The following is a 16,944-nucleotide window of genomic DNA, read 5'->3' on the forward strand; positions in this document are numbered from 1 at the left end:
GAACAGATGCAAGAGCGCAACGCGAAGGCATAACCCAACGCGTCAGACAACGCTGCCTGAGAGAACACACCCATGACCAGTCTTCCCCGCTCCATGCAAGCCATCATCGCCCGTGAACCCGGCGACGCCGGTGTGCTAACGCTGGCCGAGCGCCCCATGCCCGAGCCCGGTGCTGGCGAAGTCCTGCTGCGCGTGCTCGCCGCCGGCGTCAACCGGCCCGACATCATGCAGCGTCAAGGTATCGCCAAGCCCGCGCCCGGCATCACTGACGTGCTCGGCCTGGAAGTCTGCGGCGAAGTGGTCGCCTGCGGCCCCGGTGTGGACAGCCAGCTGATGGGCCAGCGGCTGATGAGCCTGGTGCCCGGCGGCGGCTATGCGCCGTGGTGTACGGCGCCGGTCGATCAGTCCTTCATCGTGCCCGGCACGCTTTCCGATGCCGAGGCAGCCGCCTTGCCCGAGGGGCTGTTCACCGTGTGGCACAACCTGTTCGAGCTGGGCCGCCTGGCCATGGGCGAAACCGTCCTGATCCACGGTGCGGCCGGCGGCATCGGCACGCTCACGATCCGCATGGCGCATGCCGCCGGCGCAACCGTCATCGTCACGGACAACGATGAAAGCCGTTTTCCAGAACTGCGCGCCATGGGCGCCGATGCGACGATCTGCTGGCCCACCACCGATTTCACCAAGGCCTGCCTGGAGTACACCGATGAGCGCGGGGTCGACGTGGTAATCGATATCGTCGGCGGCGACTATGTCCGCCGCAATCTTGCCGCCATGGCCTTCGGCGGCCGTCATGTCAGCCTGTCCTTCATGCAGGGCTCGGCGGTCAATGTCGAACTGCTGACGCTGATGCAGCGCCAGGTGAGCCTGCACTCGTCCACCATGCGCCCCCAGAGCCATTACGAAAAGACCCGGATGGCCCAGAGCATTGCCCGCCATGTCATCCCGCTGCTGAAAAACGGACGGGTCAAGCCGCGCATCCACGCCACCTTCCCGCTCGCGGAGGCGGTCGCGTCCCACCAGATACTGGAAAGCGGCAAGGTCTTCGGCAAGCTGGTCCTGATCCCCTAGAATCCAATAAAGCATGCCGAAACTTCTTTTCGCTCCGACCTCGCCATTCGTGCGCAAGGTCATGGTCTGCGCACACCTGACGGGGCAGGCCGAATCCATCGAACTGCTGGACAGCGCCGCCCATCCGGTGCAGCGCGACCCGCGCATCGCGGCCCACAACCCGCTCGCCAAAGTCCCGACGCTGATCCTGGAAAACGGCCAGGCCATCTATGACAGCCGGGTGATTTGCGAGTACCTGGCCAGCCGGGCAGACGCCGCGGACATCTTTCCCGCCTCCGGCCCCGCGCGCTGGACGGCCCTGACCCGCCAGGCGCTCGGCGATGGCCTGCTAGACGCCGCGCTGCTCGCGCGCTACGAACGGACGGCGCGCCCCGAGGAAGTCCAGTGGCCCACGTGGCGCGAAGCGCTGCTGACGAAAGTCAGCGCCTGCCTCGACTCAATCGACGCCATCGCACCGGACCTGGTGGAAGAACAGCCCACCATCGGTGAAATCACCATCGGCTGCGCGCTGGGGTATCTGGACTTCCGCTTTCCCGAACTCGATTGGCGCGCCCAATACGGCAACGCGGCACGCTGGAATGAGGCTTTCCAAAGCCTGCCCGCCATGCAGGCCACGCGCCCCCACGAAGGTTGAGATACAGAGGTCAGAACATGAGCGCGAAGATCACTATCTGGTTCCTGAACGGCCCCAACGCCAATCTTTATGGCCTGGACGCCAACAAAACCTACGGCAGCGACAGCTTTCCGGTGCTGCAGTCACGATGCGAGCAAAAGGCCGCGTCCCTGAATGCCGACCTGCGCTTTTTGCAGTCGAACTACGAGGGACAGCTGGTCGACTGGATCCAGGAAGCGCGCGGCGTGGCGGACGGCATCATCATCAATGCGGCCGGCCTGACCTACTCGTCGATTCCGATCCTCGATGCCTTGCTGTCTTTCCCCGGCAAGATCATCGAAACCCATATGAGCAACATCTGGAAGCGCGAGCCGTTCCGCCACCACTCCTACATCTCCAAGGTGGCGGATGGCGTGATCGCCGGGTTGGGCGGCGACGGCTACGAATTTGCCATCGAGGCCGTCACGCGGCTGGTGCAGAAGGGCAGAGCAGCGGTCTGATTTCCCATGCGCACGTGGAACGGCAGCAAGATGTACTCTCGCTGCCGTCCTTGCCATTATTCTCAATGCAGTTGCCAAGATGCCAATTTCTGAAGACACCCCCTCGGGCGCGCTGGCCTTCTACAGCGCATTCGACGATTTCGACACGTGGAAGCGCGCGCTCCAGGCCCAGCTGCCGAATCTGAAGGTCATTCACTCCAGCGAAATCACCCGGCCGGCCGACATTCACTACGCGCTCGCCTGGAAACCGCCGGAGAATTTCTTTGCCGAAATGACGAACCTGCGCCTGATCGTCAATCTGGGGGCGGGGGTTGATTCACTGGTCGAGCGGCAGGATCTTCCCCAAGGCATTCCGATCACACGGCTCACGGACCCGCAGATGGCGCGCATGATGGCGGGGTACGTGTTGTTCTCTGTGCTGCGGCACGCCCGGGACATCCCGTACTTCGAGCAGGCGCAGCGGCGGGGTGAGTGGGCCTACCGTCATCCCCGTTCTCCGGAAGACATCCGCGTGGCGGTTTTGGGGCTCGGTCAGCTGGGCGCGAAAGCGGCTCACGAACTGCAGCGCCAGGGGCTCAAGGTGATCGGCTGGTCGCGCAGCCCGGCGCAGATCGAAGGCGTGGAATGCTTTGCCGGACTGGAAACGCTCGACACCGTGCTCGGACAGGCGGACATTGTCGTCGTGATGCTGCCGCTCACGCCGCAGACGGCTGGCATCCTGGATCGGGCGCGACTCGAGCGGCTGCCGCGAGGCGCGGCCTTTATCAACGTTGCGCGGGGCGCACTGGTCGATCAGGCGGCGCTTACGGACCTGCTCCAAAGCGGCCACATCGGGGGGGCAACCCTGGACGTTTTCGAGCGCGAACCTTTGCCTGCCGGGGATCCGTTGTGGAGCATGCATAATGTGCTGATCACACCCCACCTGGCTTCGGTGGCGATTCCGTCGTCTGCGGCGAGGCAGATTGCGGAGAGTATTGTTCGCGTTTCTGCCGGCGAATTGCCGGACAACATCATCGATCCAGCACGCGGATATTGAGGTATGGACTACGTTTGGCGCAATGCGCCGGACGCGAGGAAGGGACGGGAGGCGCGATCAGAATGAAGCGAAGCGGTTCTGGCTTGGCGGCGAAGGAGGGGACTCGGATCGCGAGGCGAATTGTTCCAATGTGTCAGGGTGGCCGAGACAGTACAGGTAGTACGGCAAGGCCACGCAACGATGCCAGAATCACAGGTCGACGGAGAACGCCTCCGTGACACCGGTCGCCAGGAAATGGCTGTGCGCGTCGACGAAGCCGGGAATCAAGGTTCTTCCGGCTGAACGATTCCATACAAGCTGTTGCATCGACCGGTTGAATCCGCAACCCCTCGCGGTCGTTTGACTCGGCGCCCAGTCGACGGCCGTTCTCTAAGTCCAACGGTCATCCGCTGACGCAGGGCAGATCCCGAACGGTGCTGCCTAGCCGCCTGACTGCACGCCGACCGCTGTCACCGAGCGCTTGCGTCCACTGCCTGCCAACAGAATCACGAGCAAGGCCGATCCGATGACCGGTAGGGCAGCGACCTGAAAGAGCGCGCCGTTGCTCCACTGCAGTGCGATCAACTGTCCGCCGACGAGCGGCCCGAGGACCGAGCCGATGCGGCCGACACCGAGACTCCAGCCGATGCCAGTCGAGCGCAAGGCTGTGGGGTAGTAGTGGCCGGCCAGGGCGTTGACCGCCGGCTGGCCCCCGACGACACAGAATCCACCCACGAACACGGCCAGCAGCAACCATGGCAACGCGTGTGCCACTGTACCGATCAGGCCAACGGACACGGCGGCCACCGCAAAGCAAACTGACAGGACCCGGACGAAGCCGAATCGCTCGATGAACTTGCCCAGCATAAGCGTACCGATAACACCGCCTGTCTGAAGCATCGTTCCGACAATGACTGCCGTGGCAGGAGCATAGCCCGCATCGCGCATCACGGTGGGGAGCCAATTCGAGAGGAAGTAGAGGTCGATGAGGTTGAGGAAACTGATGGCCCACAGGATCAGTGTGACAGGCGCGCGGCCGGCACGAAATAGTTCGACCACAGGCGCTCCGGAAGCCGGCTTCTCTCTTACGACGAGGCGCGCCGAGGGATCGATCGGCTGGCCGCGTGTACACTTTGCAAGCCAGCGCCGGGCCTGTCGCTGGCGGTCTTTCAGTGCCAGGAACTGTAGGGACTCCGGCAAGGCCACAAGCATCGAGAGCGCGAGCAGCAGGGGCGCTGCCCCGCCGACCCAGAAAACAGAGCGCCAGCCGAAGGCGGGAATCAGCGCCGCGCTGACGAAGCCACCGATGGCAGCGCCGACCGTGAAGCCGCACGAGACAAGCATCATTCGCTTGACCCGGTGGTCCGGAGCAGAATACTCGCCGACAAGTGCCATGGCGTTCGGCATGATGCAGCCCAAGCCAAGGCCGGTGACGAATCGCACAACCATCAGCGACGGAATGCTGCCGGTTAGCGGCGTGACCAGCATGGCAATTGCAAAAAACAGGGTTGCGCCAATCAGCACCGGGCGCCGACCGATGCGGTCGGCCAGGATGGACAGGCACATGGCGCCAACCAGCATCCCGACCAGGCTTGCGCTGAACACGGGCCCGAGCGCCGTCTTGGGAACATTCCACTCGGCGAGCAGGCTCGGGGCAACGTATCCCATGGCCTGGGCATCGAAGCCGTCAATGATCAGGCACATCCCGCACAAGGCGAGCAGGAGAAGCTGGAATGCGGGGTGGGCTTTTCCAAGCAGGTCATCGACGTCGATGGCGTTGGCGTTGGCGGGGGCGGCTGGAGTGCTCATTGATCTGTCTCCTATTGGTGTCCTTTTCTACGGGTTATTGGGTGGCGCGGCCATCAGCGACCGCTACCGCCGATGACGGAGTCCAGGCCATGGCAAGCAGCGCACCGAACAAACCAACGTTCTTGAGAAAGTGGTTGAGCTGGTTGCTGTAGCTCGAGGCGTCGGCAGCCCAGAAGGCGTGGAACAGGAACGTGGCGGGGACGACGAACATGGCGAGCACTGCCGCAGCCCAGCGGGTCTTCCAGCCCAGGATTAGCGCACAGCCACAGCCCACCTCTACACAGGCAACCAGCACGCTCAACAGCGGTGCCATGGGCAGTCCCATAGCTGCCAATTTGGCGACCAGGCCGGCGAAGTGCGTGGCTTTCAATACGCCGGAGACCAGGAACAGCAGCCCCACCAAGGCGTATCCGAGACGGATGCCTGTACGGCTTTTCGTCAGGCGATCCAAATCGGGTGACATCGAATCCAAGCGCATTTGAGTCCTCATTTCCATCAAAGTAATGCCATGGCTCAGATAATAGTCATCTCGCTTACGATCAGATATCATCGGTCGGCACTTTATTTGTGCCATATAGGCACTAATCAATGTCTCGTGCGCTAGAGGACATAAGCATGAAGGGACCGAACAGCGTCCGTCTGGATGCCGTGGAAATGTTCTGTGTGGCGGCTAGGACACAGAGCTTTACCGCCGCAGCCGTCTCGCTGGGGACAACGCCGTCGGCTGTCAGCAAAGCGGTACAACGGCTGGAGACCCGGCTGGGACTCAGACTATTCGCCCGAACGACGCGGGCCGTGCGCCTGACCGACGAAGGCCAGCTCTACTACGATTCGTGCCAACAGGCGCTTGATCGCATCAACGAGACTGAAACGGCATTAACGCTTGAACAGATTCCGCGCGGCGTGTTGCGTGTGAGCCTTCCCTACAGCTATGGCATTAAGCGCGTGATCCCATTGATTTCGGAATACATGGCGCGCTATGGCGAGCGGGTCACCGTGGAGGTATCGCTTAGCAATGCGACCGTCGACTTCGTCCGGCAAGACTTCGACATGGCGGTGCGCATCGGTACGGTGGCCGATTCCCGCTTGGTTGCCCGTCCACTGGATCAGACGGGACGGATCGTGGTGGCAACGCCGTCCTATCTAAGCAAGTACGGGCATCCCCGGCAGCCAGGCGACCTGGTCCGACATCAATGTATCGGCATGCTGATGCCGGACACCGGGCGCTGCTTGCCCTGGTTGTTTCGCACCGAGGGTGACCAACTCAGCGAAGTCGCGATTCGTCCGGCGCTTGCCCTTGACCATCCCTTGGGCACCTTGGCCGCAGTTACCAGCGGCGCGGGCATTGCGCAACTACTCGACTTCACGGTACAGGAGGATCTAGCTAGCGGGCGTCTGGTCGAGCTGCTGGGCACATACGCTCCCCCGCCCCAAATGGTTTCGGCGGTTTACCCAAGCCACAGGTATGTGCCGGCCAAAGTACGTACCTTCATTGATTTCTTGCTGGAAAGACTTTGAGCTTCAGCCCCTTCCGAGCAGCATCCGGACCGCATATGAGCACTGGGCCAGTTTGGCGTTTCACCACTTGTTGTTAACGACTAACAGTTCGTGCAGCTAGCAGGTCTTGCAACTTTTCACCAAGCGAGGCTGTTGGCGCAATGGCCGGTCAGGTGACAATCGACCGACTGCACGCGCGTAAATGTCCCTTATAGGAGCCCCGCTGACCTTCGAACGTCCGTGGTGAGTACGGTGTCGACGTCTGTAGATGGCCGATATGCGTCAGTCCAAGCAGCAGACCAACCAGCTCTGTACCAGCCCCAAAAAAATAACCGCAGCCGAAGCTGCGGTTATCCCATCCCGCCGGAGCAACTCCCCGGCCACATCAGCACCCCCACTCACTCCACCGGACAAATCTCCCCCGCCGTCCGGTCAAACTTCGCCTTAATCATCGCCACCAGACACCGGATACCAAAGCAGGCATCCGAACATTCGCTTTCCACTTCCAACAGCACCAGCACCCTGTCCAATCCAGCACTGATGCAATTCAGCGATTCGCGACAATCTTCCGGATTGGCGATCAAGGCGGTTTGTTGTTTCGACGCGGTTTGCTCTTCCATTGCGAACTCCTATCAAAGTTGGAAGACCCGCCTGATGGATAAAAATGAAGGGTGGCGGGCCAGACAGCGGGGGTACCAAACCGGTCCTCACAGAGTAATCCGGCCAGCCTTTCGGCTGCCCCGCCCGGCCCGCCAAAAACTGAGGAGACGTGGACGCGCGAACTTGGCCGTATGAGACGGCCGTCTGTAAAGATCCGGGTTGGTACGCCCGATCACCGTTGTTTCGGTGATGGCTCTAGTGTTCCCATCTCTGTCGTCTGTGACGATCAGACGATTCGCAATCTTCCGGCGCTTCGTTGTCAGGCAGTTGCCTAGCGAATCCTGTCGAACCCACCAGCAGCCCAGCGCTCGGCGCTGTCTCGCGTCAGCCGAAAGTCGGGCCGCACCTTCACAGTCGCCAGCACATCGCCGAAGGAATCCTCAGCCGTGAGCGTGCCAAAGGGCTCGAATTCATCCGGCGTAATGACGAGCTTCACAATCACAGTGCCGGATTCAGACTCGATACTGACCTGCTTGTTGAGCTGCGCATGCAATTGCTGCTCATGCCGCCGGATAACCTCTGAAGCCGTCTTGACCAGCGTCTGGTGCGCGGTGGCATCCAGCGGCTTGGGATCGACCTTGTTCCGCCCCATGGTCCAGGGACCGACCAGCGCGGGCTCGGCGCTGCCGTCGCGGATCATTTCGACTGCCCAGCCGTCGCCGTCCTCATTCTTGATGACGCGGGCGGTCCAGCCCTTGTCGCGCCAGAGGCGGGGCTCGTGGATGGCGGTGGATTCGTGCTCGGGAAGGGCGTCGTCGGTGTGGTGCATCAATCTCGTGGTACGGGTCGGGGAACCCGCGAGGATACTATAGGGGCCGGCAGGCAGCGTTCAGCCGGCCCCGCGCGCGCTCACGGACGGCTGAACATCGACTTCCTGATAATCGCATGCACACCCCAGTTGCCATTCACCACCTGCGTGATACCAAAATCCACCGCAACCGAGATCAGCGCGACCGCCTCATCTTCACTCAGCCCCTTGACCGACATAAGGAAGCGGCGTGTCTTGCGGAAGGCGTCGCGCATGGCGTCGTCCAGGGTGGACTTCAGGTAGATATGGCTCTGCGCCATCTGGCCCAGTTCAGCCAGGTGGTTTGGCGAACTGAAGCCATGCAGGATCCATTCGTCGGCGGTTTCCACCAGCGGGTAGCTCAGGTCGGCGAAGGGAGCGTCGCGATCGATCATGGTGCTCTTGTGCAGGATGAGCTGGAAGTCACCGGTCAGCGAGCATTCGATGGCCGTGCCGCACAGCTCGGAGTCTCCCTGCGAGGCATGGGGATCGCCAATCGACAGCAGGGCGCCCGGTACGGCTACCCTGAGATAGACGCTGGCGCCCCGGGTGACGCGCCAGTTGTCCAGGTTGCCGGCGAAGCTTGAGGGCGGGATGGAGTCGATCAGGCCGTCCTGCGCCGGCGCCACGGCGATGACGCCGAAGTGGGGGCGGACCGGTATCTCGATATCGCGCAGCACGTCGTAGTTCTTGACGATGGTGTCGTGGTCGACTGGCACGCCGGGATAGTCGATGGTCGGATGCAGCACGCCGAACGGATCGCGCTGCGGCGTCCAGCGGAAGTTGTAGACCGCGCGCGCACGGCTGTCGGCGCGTTCGCAATCGATCTCGAAGACGGTGACCACTTCGCGCTCGCGCGGCTCGGTCAGCATGTCGCGATAGTGAAAGCCCCACCAGGTCGCCGCGTTGCTGCCGAAGGCCCTGCCGGCAAAGCGCGGGTTGCAGCACGGGCGCGGGCGCACGTCCAGGATGCGCACCTCCAGCACATCGCCGGGCATGGCGCCGCGCACCGCGACCGGGCCGGTGCAGATATGCACGCCAAAGCCTTCGCCGGCGCCGCGGCCATAGACCGAGGCGTCGATGGGGCCCGCGCCGCGCCGGTTGACGTTCTTCTGCTCTGCGGTCCAGTGAAAGACGCTTTCGGCGCCGGCGTCGCCGTCGATCATGCGTTCCCGGTCGTCAGAGGCGTGCTGCGTCAGTGTTTCGATGGTGACGGTGTCGCCGGGCATGACCTCGAGCACGGGCGGCAGGTCGTGGCTGAGATAGCCCCAGTGCACGGTCTTGTCCGTGGCCTGCAGCCAGTGGTGCCGGCATTCCGGGCGGGCGGCGTGCGAGCGCGCCTGGGTGATGGGGACGATGGTGGGCGCCGCTTGCTGGCGCGCAGCAGAGCCATCGTTCGCGGGCGCGCCAGGACTGGCGGGAGCGCGTTTTGCATTGGCCGGAAGCCCGCGGGAGACATTCTGCGGTGGGCGATGCTCGGGCGTGTTCGCGGTCTGCTCACGGTAGGCGCGGGGCGAGATCCCGAACTGTTCGCGAAACGCGTGGCTGAAGTGCGAAGGGTCGTTGAAGCCCCAGCGATAGCAGATGTCGGAGACCGAGAGCTTGTCGTACTGGTGGTTGGCCAGGTCGGCCCGGCATCGCTCAAGCCGGCTGGTGCGCAGGTAGGCGGAAAAGCTGCTGCCGGATTTCTCGAAGAGCTTCTGCAGGTACCGGGCCGACATGCGCTCGTCCGCGGCGATGGCGGCGAGGCTGAGTTCCGGCTCGGCAAGGCGTGCGTCGATGCGGCTGCAGACGCGCGCAAAGACGGCCGCGCGCGAGGGCGTCATGTCCGGCGGTGCGCTGGGCTGGCTGTCGGCCAGCGCGGCGTCAAGGCAGGCGGTGATGGTGTTGTCGAAGGGCTGGATGGCCTTGGCGTTTGCGGACACGATGGTGTCGAAGCTGGCCGCCATGGACTGGAGCAGGCGGGCAAACAGTTCCGCAGCGTCGCCGCTCAGCACCAGCGCGGAGCGAGGCAACGGGGCCGTGATGCGTGCGCTGAGCAAGGCCTGGCCGATATGCACGATCAGCATGCGGAAGCTGGTGGCCAGGGCCAGCCTGCGGGCGGCGTGTTCCGGCACGCAGACCACCTGCCCCGGCCGCAGCGGTTCACGCAGTTCCGGCGCAGCGAGGTGCGCTTCGCCTTCGGTCAGCATCAGCAGCATCAGGCCGCGGCCGTCGCCGCTGGTGATGGCCAGCGTCTGGGGGACCGATGCAATGCAGGTCAGCTCGATGCCCGCAGGGGTGGTCCGCGACTCGATCGTGCCGTGCAGGGTGTGATCGGCGCACAGGCACTCGCAATGCAGGCGTGCGGCGCGGAGTTCGTCACGCCAGGCTGCGCCGCGCCGGTTGCGTGGATAGGCTTCGGTGGAAAAACGCAAAAGGTGCAATTGAACCTCCCTGGCATCATGCTGCAACAGCGAAAACGGGCGGACATTGCTGTCCGCCGCGCATCCAAAGCATTTCTTGCGAAGGCCAGGCCCTCCGCTAGCCGAACAGCAACTGCCCCCGCATCGCGGCCACCAGTACGAATCCCGCGAACGTGCCAAAGATGGCGAAGATCCCGCCGAGCACGTTCGGGGCCGGTATCGGCGCACGTACCGCAGTGTAGATAACGCCAGTCACCAAGCCAACGGCTGCGGCCTGCAGCTCGGTGCTGCCCAATGCAATTTCCACCATGTCATTCCCCAATCTCATGAATTGCGCGTGATTCAGCGGCTTTCCGGCGGCCGCCCGAAGGCGATGGTCCTGCGCCACGCGTGCACGATCAGATAGCCGATGTAGGTGAAGAGGATGGCGCAGATCCCGCCGGTGACGTTTGGCGCGGGGATCGGCAGGTTCAGCCAGGAATACAGGGTGCCGGTGACCAGGCCGACAATCAGTGCAACCAGTTCGTTGCGTCCTATGTAGACGTATTGCATGTGGCGCTCTCCCTTTGTTGTCGCGTTGACGGCTCAGCCCTTGTCCTTGGGCGGGAAGATCGAGCGCGGCATGGTGCAATGGATGCCCTGGGTGCCATCGACGACCTGCGTCACGCCGAAGTCAGCCGAGACGCTCATGAGCGAATAGGCATCGTCGCGCGAGAGTCCCTGTTGTTCGGTCAGCAGGTGGATCATGTCGCGGGCCGCGTTCTTGCCGGCTTCATCCAGGTCCTCGTGGAAGCCATGGACGACCCAGCAATCCGGCGTTTCCAGCAGCGGCGACGGGAAGTGGAAGTCCTTGCGCAGGACCACCTGGAACAGGACGTTCAATGAGGCCTCGATGGCGGTGCCGCTGACTTCGCCGTCGCCTTGCGAGATATGCGGGTCGCCGATCGAGAACAGCGCGCCGTCGACTTGGACCGGGTAGTACATGGTGGCGCCCGCGCCGATGCGCCAGTTGTCGATATTGCCGCCATGCAGGCCGGGCTCGACAGTGGTGACGCGGCCACGCGCATCGGGCGCGACGCCGGCCGTGCCAAGGTGCGGCCGCACGGGAACGCGCACGCCGGCCAGCGCGGGCTGCCGGCAGCATTCGCGCTCATCCACGACCTTGCCGGGGATGGTCAGCTTGCCGGGATAGTCGAAGGCATACAGCGCGTGCGCGGTGTTGGAGGCCTGGTCCAGCTCATAGATGGTGACCCGCTCCTTCTCGAACTCCTGGTAGAGCTGGCCCCAGTGCGCGGCGACATTGGCCCCGAAGCGGAAGCGGGGGATCATCTGCAGGTAGCGAACCTCAAGCACATCGCCGGGTTTGGCGTCTTCGACAAAGATGGGCCCGGTCATGATATGCACGCCGGGGTTGCGGTCTTCGTGGGGAATCTTCTGGTAGAGCTGGCGGATGGCGTCGTCCATCATCAGGTCGGGGGCATCGCCGGCATGGTGGGTGACCGCTTCGGCGCGAATGAGGTCGCCGCTTTTTACGGTCAGGGCGGGCGCCTTGGCGGCATCGAAGTAGCCCCAGTGGACGGTCTCGGGGCGGGCGGGCAGGTCGTGCAGCATGTTGTCTCCTTTGTTTTTTGCAGCCGTATCCGCAGCCGTTCACCCGGTGAGCGGCTGGATTGATTGAGGTAATCAGGGACACTGGCTATGCGTGATGCTCATGAACCGCCGTGATTGAGAACGGCGGTTCGTGGCCAGGCAGGGTATGCCTGGTACCGCACGGCAGTCCTTCACGCGCCGCGCGGTGAGTCAATACTAGGAAGAGGGCGTTGCGGGGAAGTAGGGCGATTCACCCCAAACTCTTGTGTTGCTGCGTACCAAGGTAAACCCTCTCAGGCGACAGCCTCAGTTCATTCCGCTTCAGGCCATTTCCCCTTGCGGGGAAAGCGCATATCGAACTCGGTGAACACGTGCTCCTCGGAGCGGCAGCTGATGCTCGCCCCCCAGCTGTTCAGCACCTTCTGGCAGAACGCCAGTCCGATGCCGGTGCCGCGATGCGCCGGGTAAGAGAAGAAGGGCTGGAACATCCGGGCCAGCACTTGCGGCGGCACGCCCGTGGCAGTGTCGCGGAACACCACATGGACGGCGTCGGGCCGGACCTCGCAGCGGATATGGATCGTGCCCTTGCCGGCCCGCTTGGTCGCTTCCAATGCATTCTTCAGCAAGTTGGTCGTGACCAGCCCGAACAACTGGGCGTTGCCCATCACGTAGGCGGGGCCAGGCAGGTCGACGGTGACCAGTTCCAGATCGCTCTGTTCGAACGGAAACCGGCCGACAGCGTCGCGGATCACGCCGCCCAGTTCGAACAGCTCCTGCGTGGCGTTGTCCGGGTTCTTGGAGTTGGCGACCAGCAGTTCAATGCTGTTGCTGATATGGGCCAGGTCTGATTCCATCCGGGCCACGGCCTGCATCAGGCCGTCGCGCTGCGGCGTGTCCTGGTCCAGGGCCGCCGGCAGCCGCGCCTTGAGGCCCCTGGCAGTCATGGCCAGGCTGGTCAGCGGCGTGCGCAATTCGTGCGCGACGGTGGCCAGCGCGGCGGCCATCCCGCGCCGTTTCTGTTCGGCCAGCAGCTGGCGGTCCATCTTGATCACCACCAGCACCGCGATGACAAAGCCGATCACCGGCAGCTGCAGCAGTATCGGCTCCCACGGGATTCCGCCCATGGAGTTGCCCGCCAGCACGAACAGCGCGATGGCTGCCGCGGCCCCTGAGAACAAGGCAATGGTCGCGAACGCGGTGTTGAAGTGATACAGGATCACCACCGCGATGATGACCGATTCGGCCCACACCATGGAGCCGCCATTCTCCAGGTAGAAGAAGATAAAGGCGAATGGCAGGCCTATGGTAATCGCAAAGAGCGCATAGGGCGGCAGCCAGCGCCGGTCCGAGAAGGCGGAGGCGAACAGCAGCGGCACGAACAGCGCGGTGCAGACCAGGCGCAGCCAGAGGTTTTCATAGGGCTGCGGGAAGATGTAGGACCAGATCACGTAGTACAGCGGGTGTCCGATCACGCCCAGCGCGCCCACCATCTGGATCCGGCGCAGCCGGATGACGCTCTCCTCGTCCAGCAGGGTGGCCCGCGCGGCGGTCTCGAACACGGCCTGCCACGCATGGCGGGCGACGCCGGCAAGGGAGGTGCGGCCGTCTTCCGCTTGCGCTACCTTTGCATCCATCTCCAGGACTACTCCTCGCGGGAGCCTGCCAGCGGCCCGCTTGTGGGGTTTTGAGACTTGCGCCGGGCCCGGCGCGTCGAGGACCATTCATCCAGCCGGACTTCGTCGCGGATGCTGGCGAGCACGCCGACCAGGCGGTCGATTTCATTGGCGGCAAGTTTCGCATGCAGCGTAAGTCGCATCAATGCCCGATTCTTGGGTGTTGCCGGCGCACAGAATACCGCGCCGAAGATCCCGCGGCTCTGCAGCGCATCGCGCAGCACCTTGACCTGCGGCTCGGTTCCCGCCTCCAGGCCGATGATCTGCTCGGAGCCTTCGCTGATGTTGTAGCCCAGTTCGGCAATCGCAGCCCGGGTGTCGCGGGTGATGGCGTGCAGGCGCGCACGGCGCTCATCCGCCGTGGCGACGAAATCCGTCACGGCATCGAACCACGCAACCTCATGGCGCAGCAGCCCGGAACTGAAAATGGCCGGCCGGGACTCAACCGCGAAGAAGTCCTTGAAGTCGGTCGAACAGGCAACATAGCCGGCGCGGCCGGCGAACGCCTTGGCCAGCGAGGCCGTGCGGAAGTGTACGCGCTCAGACAGCCCGAGCGCGCGCACCAGGCCGCCGCCAGACGGCCCATGGGTGCCGAGCGAGTGCGATTCGTCCACCACCAGCACGCAGCCAGACGCCTCCGCCAGGTCGACATAGTCCTCCAGCGGCGCCACGCTGCCCGTGGTGCTGTAGACCGAGTCCACCATGATCACGCCCGGGCCGAAGCGCTCAAGCTGGCGGCGCACGTGCTCGCAGTCGTTGTGGCGCACCGGCACTGCCTGCGCACCCGCGGCGATGATGCCCTCCCACAAGGAGGCATGCCCGTTCATGTCGATATAGACCGGAATGCCGGGGCCGGCAATGCACTGCACCAGGCCGACGTTGGCGGCCCAGCCGGACTGGGCGATCAGCCCGTCCTCGGCCTGCATCAGGTCTGCGATCTTGCGCTCGACCCGCCGCTGCGGGGTGTCGCCATGCCGGAACACGGACGACATCAGCAACTCCGGCTCTTCATTGAGGAAGGCCCGCGCCTGCGCCTGTACCAGCGAGGACTCGCCGAGCAGGCACAGATAGTCGTTGCTGCTCAGGTGCAGCGCATCGGGCCCGGGCGTGCGTCCGTGAAGCAAATGATCGCCGCCCCAGAGCTTGCCCATCCGCTCGTCGAAATGTTGTGCCATCCGCGCCGTGATCCATGGCGGCAGCGTGGGGGCTTTGGCGCGAGAGGCGTGGCGCATCGAGTGCGGAGGCTCGGCTTCGGAGAACATCGGCTTTCCTTCTACAGGTCGGGTAATAGTGAGATCGGTGGCAAGGCTCTGCATGGCGGTGGCGGCAACAGTTGCCGTCCGCGCGCGAGGCGGCCGCACGCAGTTCTTCCGGCGAGGTGCCATTGCTGACAAGTCGGGGGAGTCCTGTTGACGTAGCGACCACTGTGCCAGCCTTAATCAGCGATTGTGACCGGACTTCCACCAATCCAACGTTTGTTTGGAGTGGGGGGTGCCGGGTTGAGACAGCCGCGTCGTGGCCACATCCTTCGCTGGCCGATTGGCCGATTTCTCACTAAAAAATGCCTTTATCATCACTTATGTGATGCTTGCGCTACCCGTTGCGCCGGTCCTTGAGCCCTGGACCGGGCATGGCTTGCGCTTGGCGGGACCTAGTCAGGCCCGGGACTGCCGAATGCTCATCATCAGTCTTGGTGAAGAACGCCCTTTTTGCACGCCCTGTTTCCAGGCAGGCGGCTGCGGCAGCGCGCCATAGCCAAGACGAGGGGCAACATGGGACTTGGCACCAAGGGTGGGAAACAAGAGGACTGCCTGGTACGCAGGTTGCGGCCGGCGGCAATCGCCGCCAGCGTGACGTGGCTGGCGGCGTGTGGGGGGGAGGGGATGGGGTGGCTTCGGAGAGGGGGGCGCTGCCCCTGGCGCTTCCAGGCTGGTGCCTTTGGCGCTCGGGTACAGGAGCGTGCTGCGCGTGTTCACCTACGCGCCGGGCCTGCCGGTGCCGGCGCGCTCGGCGATGCTTGAATCGGGGGCGTCTTACGCCTGGCCTGCTTTGTCAGTCTGGTACTCGGACTTCTTATAGTCGAAGGTGCCTTTGCTCAAGGCGCCGTGCGCAAGCGCACAGCGCCCGCCATCGGTAGAACTCAAGCCGCGCTGCGGCCCTCCAGCGCCGCCCCCCGCGCCTCCATCGTCCTGCGCGCAATATTGAGCTGATGGATCTGCGTCGTGCCTTCATACAGCCGGAACAGCCGCACATCGCGATAGAAGCGCTCGGCCACGGTGCGCGCCATATACCCGCTGCCGCCGAACACCTGCACCGCGCGGTCGGCCACGCGGCCGGCCATCTCAGAGGCGAACAGCTTGCACATCGACGCCTCCATGGTCACGTCCTCGCCGGCGTCGCGCTTGCGCGCGGTGTCGAGCACCAGGGCGCGGGCGGCGTGCAGTTCCGTATTGCTGTCGGCAATCATCTGCTGCACCAGCTGGTAGTCCGCGATCGGCTTGCCGAACTGGCGGCGCTGCGCCGCGTAGCGGACCATCTCGTCGACCAGCCGGATGGCGGGCCCCACGCACAGGCCGGCCAGGTTGATGCGCTGCTTGTTGAGCGCCTTCATCGCCGTCTTGAAGCCGACATTGGGTTTGCCGCCGACGATGGCGCTGGCCGGTACGCGGCAGTCCTTCAGGTAGACATCGCCGACTGGCGAGCCGTGCTGTCCCATCTTGCGTTCCGGTTCGCTGGTGCTGAGGCCCGGGGCGCCGCGTTCGATCAGGAAGGCGCTGATGCCATGGGCGCCCGGCGTATCGGGATCGGTGCGGGCGAACACGGTGAACAGGTCCGCGATCGGGGCATTGGTGATGAAGCACTTGCTGCCGTTCAGCACGTAGTGATCGCCGTCCTGGCGTGCGGTGGTTTGCAGCGATGTCGCATCGGAGCCGGCTTCGGGTTCGGTCAGCGCAAAGCAGCCGGTCACCTTGCCGGAGGCCAGTTGCGGCAGGTAGCGCTGCCGCTGTGCTTCGGTGCCGTCGGCCACCAGCGATTCGGAGGCGATGCCGGTATTGCCGCCGAAGCGGGCACGGAACACGGTGGCGGCCTGCGAGACCTCGATGTTCACCAGCGCCAGTTCCTCGGTGGTCAGCCCTGCGCCGCCGTACGCTTCGGGGATGCTGTGGCCGAACAGGCCGAGGCGGCGCATCTGCTCGACCACCTGCTCGGGTATCACATCGGTGCGGTCGATCTCCGCCTCGAGGGGAATGCAGGTGTCCAGCACGAAGCGGCGGATATCGGCAAGCAGCGCTTGCTGGCGGGCGGAGTCGCGGATCATGGAAG

16 protein-coding genes are annotated in these 16,944 nt (G+C 64.1%); 5 read left to right on the plus strand and 11 right to left on the minus strand.

Translation table 11 applies throughout. The features are described 5' to 3' along the window. The first annotated feature begins 72 nt into the window (after positions 1-72). From AC07UK_RS36005 to AC07UK_RS36020, 4 genes are all read left to right on the plus strand, one after another. Positions 73-1,071, plus strand: coding sequence for an NAD(P)H-quinone oxidoreductase (locus AC07UK_RS36005; protein ID WP_494687979.1), 999 nt, complete (start codon positions 73-75; stop codon positions 1,069-1,071). A gap of 13 nt (positions 1,072-1,084) precedes the next feature. Continuing rightward, the gene (locus tag AC07UK_RS36010) at positions 1,085-1,705 is read left to right on the plus strand and encodes a glutathione S-transferase (protein ID WP_436224115.1); all 621 of its coding nucleotides are present in this window, start codon (positions 1,085-1,087) and stop codon (positions 1,703-1,705) included. A gap of 17 nt (positions 1,706-1,722) precedes the next feature. Further along, the gene (locus tag AC07UK_RS36015) at positions 1,723-2,184 is read left to right on the plus strand and encodes a type II 3-dehydroquinate dehydratase (RefSeq protein ID WP_436224114.1); all 462 of its coding nucleotides are present in this window, start codon (positions 1,723-1,725) and stop codon (positions 2,182-2,184) included. Positions 2,185-2,263: 79 nt separating this feature from the next. Continuing rightward, entirely contained in the window at positions 2,264-3,220 is a 957-nt protein-coding gene (locus AC07UK_RS36020; protein ID WP_436224113.1) for a 2-hydroxyacid dehydrogenase, read from the plus strand. A gap of 420 nt (positions 3,221-3,640) precedes the next feature. Here AC07UK_RS36020 and AC07UK_RS36025 read toward each other — a convergent pair whose 3' ends face one another. Continuing rightward, positions 3,641-5,008 carry an MFS transporter gene (locus AC07UK_RS36025; protein WP_436224112.1) on the minus strand — a complete coding sequence of 456 codons (1,368 nt, stop codon included), beginning with the start codon at positions 5,006-5,008 and terminating at the stop codon, positions 3,641-3,643. Positions 5,009-5,042: 34 nt separating this feature from the next. Further along, complete coding sequence (locus AC07UK_RS36030; RefSeq protein ID WP_436224111.1) at positions 5,043-5,486, minus strand: DoxX family protein; 444 nt, start codon at positions 5,484-5,486, stop codon at positions 5,043-5,045. Positions 5,487-5,623: 137 nt separating this feature from the next. Here AC07UK_RS36030 and AC07UK_RS36035 point away from each other — a divergent pair, with 137 nt between their 5' ends. Then, positions 5,624-6,526, plus strand: a complete 903-nt coding sequence (locus AC07UK_RS36035; protein WP_436224110.1) for a LysR family transcriptional regulator — start codon at positions 5,624-5,626, stop codon at positions 6,524-6,526. A gap of 377 nt (positions 6,527-6,903) precedes the next feature. Here the strand turns inward: AC07UK_RS36035 and AC07UK_RS36040 are convergent, their stop codons facing one another. The 9 genes from AC07UK_RS36040 to AC07UK_RS36080 all read right to left on the minus strand — a co-directional run bounded on the left by AC07UK_RS36040 (position 6,904) and on the right by AC07UK_RS36080 (position 16,939). Then, positions 6,904-7,125 (minus strand): hypothetical protein, encoded by a 222-nt coding sequence (locus AC07UK_RS36040; protein ID WP_436224109.1) that lies wholly within the window; start codon positions 7,123-7,125, stop codon positions 6,904-6,906. A gap of 311 nt (positions 7,126-7,436) precedes the next feature. Then, a complete protein-coding gene (locus tag AC07UK_RS36045; RefSeq protein ID WP_436224108.1) occupies positions 7,437-7,934 on the minus strand; it encodes a hypothetical protein in 498 nt (165 codons plus the stop codon). An 80-nt stretch (positions 7,935-8,014) separates the two neighbouring features. Further along, positions 8,015-10,378, minus strand: a complete 2,364-nt coding sequence (locus tag AC07UK_RS36050) for an acetamidase/formamidase family protein (RefSeq protein WP_436224107.1) — start codon at positions 10,376-10,378, stop codon at positions 8,015-8,017. A 97-nt stretch (positions 10,379-10,475) separates the two neighbouring features. Further along, positions 10,476-10,667 (minus strand): DUF1427 family protein, encoded by a 192-nt coding sequence (locus tag AC07UK_RS36055; protein WP_010812533.1) that lies wholly within the window; start codon positions 10,665-10,667, stop codon positions 10,476-10,478. Positions 10,668-10,699: 32 nt separating this feature from the next. Next, the gene (locus AC07UK_RS36060; protein WP_010812532.1) at positions 10,700-10,909 is read right to left on the minus strand and encodes a XapX domain-containing protein; all 210 of its coding nucleotides are present in this window, start codon (positions 10,907-10,909) and stop codon (positions 10,700-10,702) included. 33 nt (positions 10,910-10,942) lie between these two features. Then, the gene (locus AC07UK_RS36065) at positions 10,943-11,968 is read right to left on the minus strand and encodes an acetamidase/formamidase family protein (protein WP_436224106.1); all 1,026 of its coding nucleotides are present in this window, start codon (positions 11,966-11,968) and stop codon (positions 10,943-10,945) included. Positions 11,969-12,258: 290 nt separating this feature from the next. Further along, complete coding sequence (locus AC07UK_RS36070; RefSeq protein WP_436224105.1) at positions 12,259-13,581, minus strand: sensor histidine kinase; 1,323 nt, start codon at positions 13,579-13,581, stop codon at positions 12,259-12,261. Between the two features lie 8 nt (positions 13,582-13,589). After that, positions 13,590-14,882: an alpha-hydroxyketone-type quorum-sensing autoinducer synthase gene (cqsA, locus tag AC07UK_RS36075; protein ID WP_436224104.1), complete on the minus strand. Its 1,293-nt coding sequence runs from the start codon at positions 14,880-14,882 to the stop codon at positions 13,590-13,592. 878 nt (positions 14,883-15,760) lie between these two features. Next, positions 15,761-16,939 (minus strand): acyl-CoA dehydrogenase family protein, encoded by a 1,179-nt coding sequence (locus AC07UK_RS36080; protein ID WP_436224103.1) that lies wholly within the window; start codon positions 16,937-16,939, stop codon positions 15,761-15,763. Between the last annotated feature and the right edge of the window lie 5 nt (positions 16,940-16,944).

Source organism: Cupriavidus sp. GW821-FHT07C08, assembly GCF_059419025.1.

Bases quoted from the DNA above. Each gene is read 5' to 3' on its own strand.
- AC07UK_RS36005 (WP_494687979.1), top strand. From the start codon at position 73: ATGACCAGTCTTCCCCGCTCCATGCAAGCCATCATCGCCCGTGAACCC.
- AC07UK_RS36010 (WP_436224115.1), top strand. From the start codon at position 1,085: ATGCCGAAACTTCTTTTCGCTCCGACCTCGCCATTCGTGCGCAAGGTC.
- AC07UK_RS36015 (WP_436224114.1), top strand. From the start codon at position 1,723: ATGAGCGCGAAGATCACTATCTGGTTCCTGAACGGCCCCAACGCCAAT.
- AC07UK_RS36020 (WP_436224113.1), top strand. From the start codon at position 2,264: ATGCCAATTTCTGAAGACACCCCCTCGGGCGCGCTGGCCTTCTACAGC.
- AC07UK_RS36025 (WP_436224112.1), bottom strand. From the start codon at position 5,008: ATGAGCACTCCAGCCGCCCCCGCCAACGCCAACGCCATCGACGTCGAT.
- AC07UK_RS36030 (WP_436224111.1), bottom strand. From the start codon at position 5,486: ATGCGCTTGGATTCGATGTCACCCGATTTGGATCGCCTGACGAAAAGC.
- AC07UK_RS36035 (WP_436224110.1), top strand. From the start codon at position 5,624: ATGAAGGGACCGAACAGCGTCCGTCTGGATGCCGTGGAAATGTTCTGT.
- AC07UK_RS36040 (WP_436224109.1), bottom strand. From the start codon at position 7,125: ATGGAAGAGCAAACCGCGTCGAAACAACAAACCGCCTTGATCGCCAAT.
- AC07UK_RS36045 (WP_436224108.1), bottom strand. From the start codon at position 7,934: ATGCACCACACCGACGACGCCCTTCCCGAGCACGAATCCACCGCCATC.
- AC07UK_RS36055 (WP_010812533.1), bottom strand. From the start codon at position 10,667: ATGGTGGAAATTGCATTGGGCAGCACCGAGCTGCAGGCCGCAGCCGTT.
- AC07UK_RS36060 (WP_010812532.1), bottom strand. From the start codon at position 10,909: ATGCAATACGTCTACATAGGACGCAACGAACTGGTTGCACTGATTGTC.
- AC07UK_RS36065 (WP_436224106.1), bottom strand. From the start codon at position 11,968: ATGCTGCACGACCTGCCCGCCCGCCCCGAGACCGTCCACTGGGGCTAC.
- AC07UK_RS36070 (WP_436224105.1), bottom strand. From the start codon at position 13,581: ATGGATGCAAAGGTAGCGCAAGCGGAAGACGGCCGCACCTCCCTTGCC.
- cqsA (WP_436224104.1), bottom strand. From the start codon at position 14,882: ATGTTCTCCGAAGCCGAGCCTCCGCACTCGATGCGCCACGCCTCTCGC.
- AC07UK_RS36080 (WP_436224103.1), bottom strand. From the start codon at position 16,939: ATGATCCGCGACTCCGCCCGCCAGCAAGCGCTGCTTGCCGATATCCGC.